Annotated in this window: 6 protein-coding genes; 5 read left to right on the top strand and 1 reads right to left on the bottom strand. The window is 55.1% G+C overall.

The window, feature by feature from the left end:
* Positions 1 to 3: 3 nt before the first annotated feature.
* Entirely contained in the window at positions 4 to 3,414 is a 3,411-nt protein-coding gene (locus ABX962_RS18770) for a DUF1583 domain-containing protein (RefSeq protein WP_372721565.1), read from the bottom strand.
* A 305-nt stretch (positions 3,415 to 3,719) separates the two neighbouring features.
* Between ABX962_RS18770 and ABX962_RS18775 the strand changes: the two genes are divergently transcribed.
* The 5 genes from ABX962_RS18775 to ABX962_RS18795 all read left to right on the top strand — a co-directional run.
* On the top strand, positions 3,720 to 4,433 hold the full coding sequence (locus ABX962_RS18775) for an RNA polymerase sigma factor (RefSeq protein WP_372721566.1): 714 nt from the start codon (positions 3,720 to 3,722) through the stop codon (positions 4,431 to 4,433).
* 72 nt (positions 4,434 to 4,505) lie between these two features.
* The gene (locus tag ABX962_RS18780; protein ID WP_372721567.1) at positions 4,506 to 7,097 is read left to right on the top strand and encodes a DUF1549 and DUF1553 domain-containing protein; all 2,592 of its coding nucleotides are present in this window, start codon (positions 4,506 to 4,508) and stop codon (positions 7,095 to 7,097) included.
* Positions 7,098 to 7,139: 42 nt separating this feature from the next.
* Positions 7,140 to 8,471, top strand: coding sequence for a DUF1501 domain-containing protein (locus ABX962_RS18785; protein ID WP_372721568.1), 1,332 nt, complete (start codon positions 7,140 to 7,142; stop codon positions 8,469 to 8,471).
* Positions 8,468 to 10,156, top strand: coding sequence for a calmodulin (locus ABX962_RS18790; RefSeq protein WP_372721569.1), 1,689 nt, complete (start codon positions 8,468 to 8,470; stop codon positions 10,154 to 10,156). The genes ABX962_RS18785 and ABX962_RS18790 overlap by 4 nt, the downstream gene beginning before the upstream one ends.
* A 56-nt stretch (positions 10,157 to 10,212) precedes the next feature.
* A partial coding sequence (locus tag ABX962_RS18795; RefSeq protein ID WP_372721570.1) for an AAA family ATPase occupies positions 10,213 to 11,185 on the top strand: 973 nt, incomplete at its 3' end.

Here is an 11,185-nt window from a genome sequence, read left to right on the forward strand (position 1 = left end):
ATGTCAAGGTTGCGTCGGCGAAAAGTGCAAGTAATTTAAAATCGATCGAGGCGGGGTGGACGTGCCGTGAATTTGTAGCCGTTCCCACGACGCAGTCGCCCGACGTTGCTCGCGTCCGGCATTGACCCAAAGGTTGACAGTGGTTGCATTCAGACTGTGTTTCAGGGGATAGCTTGCAACGATTTTTGTTTCCGCCGATTCCTCTTCGGAATACGTGAAATAGAGCACGCGATCACGTTGCACGATGCGGTATTTGTCGGGCATTTTGACAAGGAACGAGTGCATCACACGGTAAACCGTGACTCCACGGGGCGAATGAGCAACGATCCGAGGACGCAGCATGAATTTCCCGTCCGATCGATGGCGAAGAATGATCGTGGCTTCACGAATCAACAACTCGTCGGAATCCAGTTCGCTGGATTGTGCATTTTCGAGTCCGATCTGTAACACGATCTCACTGGATGCTTCTTCTGGATAACCGCGATCGAGCTGCATGATTCGAAAGTCGACTTCGACATCAAACTCGGGTTCCAGCGAGATCTTCTTCATCAACACAGAACGCTTCAGAAATTCATCGCCTTGCACCGAGACCGTCGCACCTCGAGCGTCCGAGACGACGTTTCCAATCGTCGAGGGGACTTGCTCGACACCGGCGTCGGCAAGAGATTGCTTGGTGAAATCAACGGTTTCCGTCGCCATTGTTTCGCGATGCGAGTTCAGCATCGATAGCGTTTTCGCTTGGTCAGCTACTGTCATCCAATCAATCTTGTCGGCCCGGATTTCAAGCTTGGTCCAGTTGACACTCATGTCCAAGCCTTTGCCGACGTCCGTGATCAATTGCAGTCCTTGGGTACCGATCTTCCCTGGCGGGATCGTGACTGACGAGACAAGGCGAAACACAGGTGAATCCCCTTGGGCATGTAGCCCATAGACGATGTTTCCGCGTCGCAGGATGCGAAGTCTCCCAGACGTCGATTCATCCACGACATTAGCGCCACCCGTCCAAACAACCTGCCCTCCCGCGTTCGTTTCTTTATGACCAAACCCTAAGTAATGATGTCCATGCATCCGGTCGCGACGACGATTGATGGCACAACGATCAAAGGTTGGATTATCCAGTCGCATCGCAATTCCGATTCCGCAATGCCAGGTCGGTTTTCCGGCTGAAATCTTGAGGTCCTTATAGTCGGCAATGACATCAAAATCACCCTCGATGATCCCGCAGATGTTCATCGTTCGGACGCCAGCGTCGGAAGAATGAACCATTTGCACGCCATCAATCAGCTCGGTTACAAATGACGTGTCGCCTTCAAAATCAAACAGGTTTGCTGGGATCCCGTCACGAAAGTAATGAACGAACTGGGCTGGCAATGCCGCCGCTTCCTGATTCAGCCGGTTCACTTGGGCGGACGCCAACGGTTGCTGTTTCAACTCGGGCAAGCCTTGGGGCCAATCGCCTGTTAGTCGAAGGTTGCGTACGACCGCACGCGTTTGATCACGATAACGGAAGATTCCAAATTTCCGGGACTCTGCTGTCGAGAGCTCCCATCGCCCGACGTTCTTGCCATTGAGCGTCAACGTCACGCGGTTCTCGCGGATTTGCAGTTCCGCTGAGTTCCAGCCCTCCTTTAATTCGGGCATGCGCGACGACGCCGGCTGCTGCCTATCAAGCTCGGATAGGTTGTCCGGCCGCAATTGCGATCGATCAAATCTGCCATCGGTCAGTTCGTGCACGCGAACGCCGCTGGGGGTGATCAAGAACACGGTTCGTCCCAATGCCGGATGTGCCCCGATGCCCTCGGGATGGTATTGGAACTCGTAGGCGATGTTGGCGTCCCAGCAAAGAGGGCGAACGTAACGAATCAGATCTTCATGGTAGCTGTGACGCACGCCGCTTACGGGGGTGCTAATCAGTTCAATGGATTGATCGTTGGCGATATTTGTTTTCCACTGACCAAGACCATCGCCAAGGTTCGGTTCGTAGTAGCTGGCCCAACCGCTAAGCGATGTATCGGCCAGCATCTCGATCGATTTGGGCACCTGTGGCTGGCCAGTCAGATGCAAATTGTGGATTTCCGACGCAGTGCCTCGCCAACTTCGCAGCACAACCCACGGTGTCGATGAACGCTTTTCGTCCGACTGAAAAACGCTGCGTCCGTTGAAAAAGTGATTAGCGGTGCCGCCGCCAACCACGGCTCGTATATGGCTGACCGATTCAATCTCTTCGAGTTTCGCATCAAGGGCGATCTCGCGGTTGCCTTTGGACATCGCAGCGACGGCCACGTGGGTTCCGCCGTGAATCGGTGTGACGGCAGTCCCTTGAACCATTAATTCGGTAAACGAGCCAGCGTGAGTGCTGATTTCGGCATTGACTTCGAAATCTCCGGCAAGCGGTCCGCGGTAAGCGAGGCAATCAATTTCGTGTCCCGAGATTTTCCGTGCCCCGTCCGCTTCGATGTGAAATCGGGTCAGGGGACGAGCGGCAGCATGCGACTCGGCATCGGAACGACTAAAAACGTCGTACAGCGATTTCGCAGATGCGACGGCGTGCGACGGGTGATTCTGCTTAGCCAGCAGCTCGATTTCGGCACAACGTCCGTCCAGCAGCCGCAAGTAATCATTGATCACATCCAATTCCCGATCCGAACTGTATCCACTCAGATCCGCATAGACTCCGAACAAATCCTGCGTGACGAGGTGCGAAGTCAGCGGGTTTGCCGCAGCGGACCAAAGCATCAGTAAGTCCGGCCACCGCTCGGTCGACGATGCGGCGTTGTGCGAACCACGTTGCCAACCGAAACGATCCTCTAGCCGTCTCGCCACCGCATCGACGTTGCTTAATTCGATATCGATCATGCAGAGCAGCGTCGCTTGATCCGCCGCTTGTTCCGGTGACGTCGGCGTGAATCGTTCGGTTTGCCGTTGTAAGTCATCTAATTGACCGAGCTGCGATGCCGTTTGGATCAGATCACGAGCAGGGGAAAACAACCAAGCCGATTCGGGACACGCGTTCAAATCGGTCAAGCTGTCAGCGGCGGTCTCGTGTTGTCCAATTCTTGTCGATGACCGCTGAAACGCACCGCGAAGCCGGAATCCGTGACCGTGACCGGGCAACACCCAGCGAGACAGTGCTTCAAAACGCTCAGGAGGCGTCGATTCACGTGTCTGTTGACAAACGTTCACCGCGTTTTGCTGCAATAGCGACTCGCCAAAAAGATGGCAAAGTACGGCCGCGTCATCTGATGGATCGCTATCCACCGGTTGATCGAACCCCGAATCGGCGGCCCAGGCTGGGATCACGCCGAGGACGAATGACAGGATTGCCGCCACACTGCCAACGATACCAACACGTCGACGTAGGATACGCGTGTCTCGCCCTTTCTGAATGATGATTACCGCGGCTGAATAACGCATCGTCGAAAGCTTTTTCCTATACTGAAGCGTGCACATGGAGATGGGGGCACGTTTTCATTGTTGCAGAACAACCGAACGCGTTGGGTTACCGTGACAATAAAAAGCCCACTCAATCGCCCTGCTCTATAGAAGAGTCGAGTGGGCGTCATTTTTCACGCGTAAAAAATCACGAACCATTGGAATTTCTTGTGGTTTGAAACAAATTGCGACAATTTCGAGTTTTCGTCCGCGTGATTGTTTGTTCTCGTGCGACTAACACCTCACACACGGTACGATTGCGTGGTTGATGACCACGATTCGCGAGGGTGATTTTGGACAACGCTGAATTTATTGACGGATTGCGAAGGCACGACCCCGTCGCTGCGAGGCACTTGAATGAGTGTTTCGTGCCGTCGGTGTGGCGATTCGTGTACGCTCGCGTTGACCGTGATACGCACCTTGCCGAAGACATCGTTGCCGAATCGGTGTTGGCACTTGTAGCCGCCGCCGCTAGCGAAACCAAAATCGATCATCCGGCCGCCTGGATGCGAACGGTTGCATTGCGACGCATTCAAGATCATTTTCGCGCCGCGGCACGCGTGCAGCACTTAATCGAACAAGCTCAACCGCAAACAAAATGCATTGATGAACAAGACCCTGCAGCAAAGCACGATCAAAAACTAAAGCGTCAAAACGTGCGTCAGGCGATGGACGATCTTCCCGAGACCTATCGATTGGTACTGGAATGGAAGTACGTCGATCAAGCCAGCGTGAAATTGATCGCGAAACGACTTGGTGCGACGGAGAAGAGTGCAGAATCGGTGCTTTATCGAGCACGTCAAGCACTGCGGAATCAACTGAACAAACACCACGTCGAGCCTCCGCAATCTGCCACCGCGACGATGCAGCAACATGCGGGCGGATCGCCAGCAAAAAGTGAATCCGCCAACCCGATCAAACAATCCAACGGCGAATCGGAATCGTCCCTGCAAAAAGGCCGGCCTCCCGTTTTTCAACCGCGTCTCGCACGCGAATCTTGAGGCGGATTGTTCAGTGGCCATTAGCAAACTACAGCGGATCCAGTCGCGACTCCGAAGAAGTGCGTAATCATTATGACTCACGACCCAACATCGAGCCAATCGCCTGAGGACCTTGGGCAGATCGACGGCGACAACTTGTCGGCCGATGATGATAGCGGTTTTGCCGTGATGTTGTCCGACGCGTTCGACGCGCCGCCGGTGCCGAAAACATTGGTTCATCGTTTGGACGAGGGAATTGCGGCTCAGTGGGGCGAGTCACCTGAACTGATTTCCTCGCGACTCGGTGGCGCCGTTGCCGCGGCTCGCAGCGAAACGAATTGGTTTCGTACGTGGCCACTTGCTGCGGCAGTGGCCGCAGCATTCATGATCGCGTTTGTGCTCAGTTCGGGCTCCAGCAATCATGCTTGGGCAGCGGTCGTCGACGCGATCAAGCGTCAGGGTTTGATGCAGTTCGAAGCAGCCGATGGTCTGCGTTGGCTCGATCTTTCCAATCTTGTCGTGGGTCGTCAAACCGAATCAAAAACTCAATGGGTTGACCTGCGCAAACGGGAAGTACTGACACGATTGGCCGACTCGAATACTTTGTTTCGATCATCGATCGAGATGGATGATGGCGATTCAGCCGCAGATTTGTTGCTAGCCGCGTTCCTGCTGGATCGTCCTTTATCCTCCGAGACGCTCGATCAGTTCGGCGGCATCACGGTGATCGAGCAAAAATGGAACGAGCGGACGGTTGGGGGGCGAGACATCATCGACCTGCATGTCCGCTTCCAAACGGCGTCGGATCAACCGATTTCCCTTTCGCTTCAATTGGACCCGGAAACAAATTTGCCACTCGCGGTTCAATCCGGAAATGGTGAGAAAACACAGCTCACTTCGCTGGCGTATCCGGATCAGTCGTTGACGGAGTTAAAATCGAGTCGTTTTCCAAACGACTTAACAATCGTGGACTCGACTGATTCGATTGGCTCGTTGGATCACGCTACCGCCGGCAACCTGGGTGCAAGCCAACCACGCGCCGGAGCGAACGCAGCGGACACCGCCGACTCCAAACAGCAAAACGAGTTGGTGGACACGCTGCCGATTGGACCAGCCAAAAAATGGTTGCCTGTCGCCGTGGTCTCCTCGACAGATGCGGAAATACTCACGCAAATTAACACGATCCTCGATGAATTATGGCAGCGTGAAGAGGTTCGTCACGTCGAGATGGCGACCGACCTCGTCTTGCTGCGACGCGCCTACTTGGACCTTGCCGGCCGCACGCCAAGTGTGACCGAGGTACGACGGTTTCTGCAAGATCAGGGTTCCGATCGTTACGAGCGATTGGTCGATCAATTGTTGAGCAGTCCCGATCATGCGTCCCAATTGGCTGCGGTGTGGCGATCGTTTTTGATTCCCGATGGGGTCGATTTGGACGCGTTCGGTGGACGCGAAGCGTTTGAAAAGTGGTTGTCCGATTGCTTTGCCGCGCGTGACCCCTATGATCAAATCGTTCGCAAGCTGTTGTTGGCCGAAGGACGGTTGTCACAGTCGGGGCCGCTCTTGTTTTACTCGGCTCTGAAATTGGACGCCGATCAATTAGCCGCACGCACGTCTCGCGTGTTCTTGGGGATGCGACTGGAGTGTGCCCAGTGTCATGATCATCCCTTCGAACCGTGGACTCAGGAAGATTTTTGGAGCTACGCGGCATTCTTTGCCCAGATCTCGCGTCCCAAGGGTGAATTGGAAAATGTGTCGAGCGTGATGCGGGTCAGCGATGTCGATCGCGGCGACGTGATGCTGCCTGAGACCGAAACAATCGTCCCACCTCGATTCTTGGGGCAACCGTTGCCGCCGATCGATGGGACACCAAACGCAGCGTCGGGCAACAAAAACGCGACGGAATCGGCGCGTCGGCAAAGGTTAGCCGCTTGGTTGACCGGACCGAAAAACCCGTATTTCGCACGTGCGACGGTTAACCGCGTTTGGGCTCAATTGCTAGGACGTGGCATCGTCGACCCGATAGACGATTTTGGTGTCAACAACCCGCCCGTGTCACCGGAGCTGCTCGATACGTTAGCAAGTCAGTTTATTGACGATGGTTTTGACTTGCAAAGTCTGATTCGTTCGATCGTGTTGTCCAAGGCATACCGACTTTCCTCGGGATCACAAACGGCTGCGAATTCCGACGACGATGCCACCGAAAAACGGCTAAAATTGTTCGCCCAAATGAACGTCAAGACGTTGACCGCTGAACAGCTTTACGATTGTATCTCCGTCGCGACGATGTCGGGACAAAACAATGCCTCATCCAGTTTGGCACGTTTTGGCAACAGTCAGCGTGACATGTTCCTGCAGCAATTCGCAACCCCAGCAGCCAATCGCGCTGAGTATCTGGCGGGAATTCCGCAAGCTTTAATGTTGATGAACGGAACATTGATTTCAGGGGCGACCAGCGAGCAGACCAGCGGTTTGATTCGCTCGCTTGAGGCACCGTTCTTCACCGATTCGCAGCGGATCGATGTGTTGTTTATGGCAACGTTGTCACGCCCGGCGACTGAAAAAGAGCGTGAATTGCTGTCCCGATTTGTCCCTGAGCACGCTTCACCGTCGGAACGGTCGGCGGGACTTGCCGACGTGTTGTGGGCGCTGATCAACAGTGCCGAATTCACGCTTAATCACTAATCCATTGACTTTGATTTGTCGCAAATCTTACAAGGTTCAATCATGTCCCAATCCTATTCACGTCGGCGTATGCTGCAATCGATGGCAGCGGGATTCGGTTCGGTCAGTGCCAGCGGATGGTTTCCCGGATTGGCGCAGGCATTGGCCAATGATCCGAATCGGCGTCGCCACTGTATTTTGCTGTGGATGAGCGGCGGTCCGAGTCAAACCGATACGTTTGATATGAAGCCTAACCACGAAAACGGTGGCGAGTTCAAAGAGATTCAAACCGCGGTTCCCGGTTTGCGATTCAGTGAACATCTTCCCAAACTAGCCGCGATGAGCGACAAGTTGGCGATCATGAGAGGCCTGTCGACGAAGGAGGGTGATCATGGTCGGGGGACGTATCTGATGCGAACGGGATACAAACCGATGGGGCCGATTCAGTACCCATGTATCGGTTCTTCTCTGGCAAATCAGCTCGCCGAAGAGAAGATGACGCTGCCAAGCAATGTTAGCATTGGAACTTACCGTGCGTTCAATCAAGACGCCTTTAGCCCCGGTTTCCTGGGACCACGCTTTGGGCCGCTGTTTGTCGGTGCCAGCGATGTGCCTGGATCGGTCAGCAATGATGACGATGGGTTTCCAAGCCTAGAGGTGCAGTCACTCCGCCGGGCCGCCGGGATCGACGAGCAACGGATGCAGCAGCGATTGAAGATTTGGCAAAGTCTGCAATCCGAGTTTGTCTCGTCACGTTCCGCAGGCGCCGCCGGGATGCATCACGAGGTTTACGAAGGCGCAGTGCGATTGATGCACAGCGATGACGCGAAAGCGTTTGATTTATCGCAAGAGCCCAAAAAGCTGCGTGAAGCGTACGGCGCGAATGTCTTTGGTCAAGGCTGTTTGATGGCGCGGCGGTTGATTCAACGCGGTGTGCCGTTTGTCGAAGTCTCGCTGGGAACCAACAGTGGCGGCGTCGGTTGGGATACGCACTCGGACAATTTTCGAGCGGTGGCCGACCTCTCCAAAACGCTCGACGATGGGTGGGGCACTTTGATGCAAGACCTGCAGGATCATGGCTTGCTCGAATCGACGACGATTCTTTGGATGGGGGAATTTGGACGCACGCCGGCGATCAACCCCAGTGCCGGACGTGATCATTTTCCGAACGCTTGGACCAGCGTGCTGGCTGGCGGCGGCATTGCCGGCGGACAAGCGTACGGCAAAACAAGCGATGACGGTACGAACGTTGTGGATGGCAAGATCGGAGTCCAAGATCTGCTTAGCACGCTCTGTTCGGCCCTCGGTCTGGGCAGTGCCCCAAGCAACATGTCGCCGAGTGGTCGACCGATCCCGATTTCCGAAGGCTCCGTCATCAAGGAAGTGTTGGCATGAACGGCAGCTATCGAAACTGGATTGCGGCCGTTGCCGCAACAGCGATCGGATTGAACGGGTTGATTGGCGGCTCTGCCGCGAGCGAACCGCAAGGGTTGCCTGTTTCCGCGGCGGTGAAATTTCTATTCGGTGCGAGCACCGAGTCGATGGCATCGGAAGACGAGGTCGTGATGGCAGCAGCGGCACCGCCCGTGGTCACGCTTCCCGGTGAACGGTTGCCGCAATACCAAACTCGCTACCAGCGTCGTGAATTATTGTCCAGCCAGGAGAACGACCAAGGCGAAATTCGGTTTCTGTTGTGCCCGCCAACGATCGCGACCAAGTCCGTGAACGCCACCCCGCTTGCAACTCCGATCTTGGTGCGTGCCAAAATCATGATCGATGGTGCGCCATTCATGGAAACACGTCGAAAAAGGGTCGCATCGCTGCTCGATTCGATTGACACCGCAAGCGAACCGGAGATCACAGTCGAAGCGAACGATGAATCTAGCAATCCGCCGGACGAATCTAGCAGTCAGCCGGACGAGGCTGAATCAGTGGACGTCTTAGTGAGGGAAACAGAAGAATCCGCTGCGGAACCTCCTGCGGCATTATCGGCTCCGTATCAATTGACCACCGAATCCGGGGAATGGTTGCGGCGGTATGCCGAGGCGACGGGTGAACCGGTCGCCGCTGACGAGGCGGCCTGGCTGATGAATCATTGGACTGATGGACCGACACTATTGTTGTTGCAACCGTACTTTCAAAGTTTTCGAGCGAAAGAGCGGCCGGTCGTTCGTATCCTCGATCGTGATCGTGACGGGCGCATCTCCGCTGCAGAACGTAGCGAAGCGACCGAGGCCTTTCAGAAGTGCGATGCTAACCGAGACGACATTGTCGAAGCCCTTGAAATCGCGGCGGCTTCCCGACCGCTTGCCGATGATGTTGACGACTCGACCGCAGATGAGCGTCCTTTGTTGCTGTTGCTCGCCGATTTACAAGTGATTACGCGAGACAACGCGAGCCTTTTTGCAACGGTCGCAGTTTTTGACACCGATTCAAACGGGCGTATCGACGACTCGGAAATCAGCGTCCTTGATGAACGATTGCCTGACATCGATCTGATCGTTGAATATGTCACAGCAAACACAAGTGAGTCGAAACTGACCATTGTCGGCACGTCGCTCGATCTGCCGGCCACTGTCGCGGCGTCGTCGACGTCCGCTGGAGTCGACGTGAACGTGGGTGACACCACCATCCAATTCTCGGCGGTACAGACTTCGCAGTCAGACCAGATCTCACTGGGCGCGGTCGTCGACGGTTATCCTCTGCTACCCATGCTGGATCCCAATGGCGACGGACGCTTTACGATTCGCGAGTTGCGAGAACTCGAACAGCGACTGTCTCGCTTTGACAAGGACGGCGACGGTGATTTGTCACCACGGGAAATGCAATCGCCGATTCGTGTTTGTCTGGGTCTTGGGCCATCGGTGCATGGCGAGCTTGCCGGGCTCCGGCGAATCAAACAACCCGACTGGACACCGTCGATTTCGGCTCCGGAATGGTTCGTCAGAATGGACCGCAATGGCGACAACGACCTAACCCGTAACGAGTTTCCTGGATTAGATGCACAGTTCTCGGCACTCGATGCCGATGCCGACGGACTGATCAGCGCGGCGGAAGCGTTACAGTTCAAAGCTCCCTAAACAAAACCCGCAGAATTCAAGCGAATAAGAATATCATGGTAAATCGAATTGACGAAATGACAAAACCGAGTAACAACGGACCGCTCCACAACAGCAACGAAGAATCGCTCGACGTGGCAGAGGCGGTCGACCAATTGCACCAGCAGTTGACGGCACTTCGCGAACAACTTGCCGGAGTCATCGTCGGACAACACGAAGTGGCAGAGCAGCTATTGATCGGCATGCTGTGCCGCGGGCATTGTATTCTGCAGGGCATGCCTGGATTGGCCAAGACGATGTTGGTCGCGACATTGGCCTCGTTAACCGATCTGACATTTCGCCGCGTGCAATTCACTCCTGATTTGATGCCCGGCGACATCACGGGCAGCGAGATATTGGAAGAGGACCATACGACGGGCAAACGCATTTTCCGTTTCGTCGAAGGGCCCTTGTTCGGAAACGTGATCTTGGCGGACGAGATCAATCGAACGCCACCCAAGACGCAAAGTGCGCTACTCGAAGCGATGCAGGAGCGTCAATTGACCGTGTGTGGCCAGACCTACTCGTTGCCCGATCCCTTCTTTGTCTTGGCGACTCAAAATCCCGTCGAAACCGAAGGCACCTACCCGTTGCCCGAGGCACAGCTGGATCGTTTCCTGCTGAAAATTCATGTCGCTTATCCGAGTCGCGATGACGAAATGGAAATTGCTCGCCGGCAAACGACGGACTACAAGTTCGAGACCGTCAAAGTGCTCGATGAACAGCAAATCCACCAGATGCAATCCCTGGTCCGCAGCGTTGTCGTCGCCGACCACGTCTATAATGCGGCACTCGACTTGGTACGGGGCACGCGTCCCGAAGAGGGAACGATGTCATCGGAGCTGCAGAATTTAGTGCAGTGGGGTGCGGGCCCACGTGCCACGATCTCGCTTTTGTTGGCCGCCAAGGCACGTGCACTGCTAAATCGCCGATGTCACGCCACAACCGAAGACCTTGTCGCAGTCGCGTTACCCGTACTGCGACATCGCGTGATTTTGACCTTCAACGCCG

Source organism: Novipirellula sp. (genome assembly GCF_041583735.1).
In the GTDB taxonomy this organism is placed as follows: Bacteria; Planctomycetota; Planctomycetia; order Pirellulales; family Pirellulaceae; genus Novipirellula.

What these genes read in the sequence shown, in the direction of transcription:
- ABX962_RS18770 (WP_372721565.1), bottom strand. Translation starts at nt 3,414, where the DNA reads ATGCGTTATTCAGCCGCGGTAATCATCATTCAGAAAGGGCGAGACACG.
- ABX962_RS18780 (WP_372721567.1), top strand. Translation starts at nt 4,506, where the DNA reads ATGACTCACGACCCAACATCGAGCCAATCGCCTGAGGACCTTGGGCAG.
- ABX962_RS18785 (WP_372721568.1), top strand. Translation starts at nt 7,140, where the DNA reads ATGTCCCAATCCTATTCACGTCGGCGTATGCTGCAATCGATGGCAGCG.
- ABX962_RS18790 (WP_372721569.1), top strand. Translation starts at nt 8,468, where the DNA reads ATGAACGGCAGCTATCGAAACTGGATTGCGGCCGTTGCCGCAACAGCG.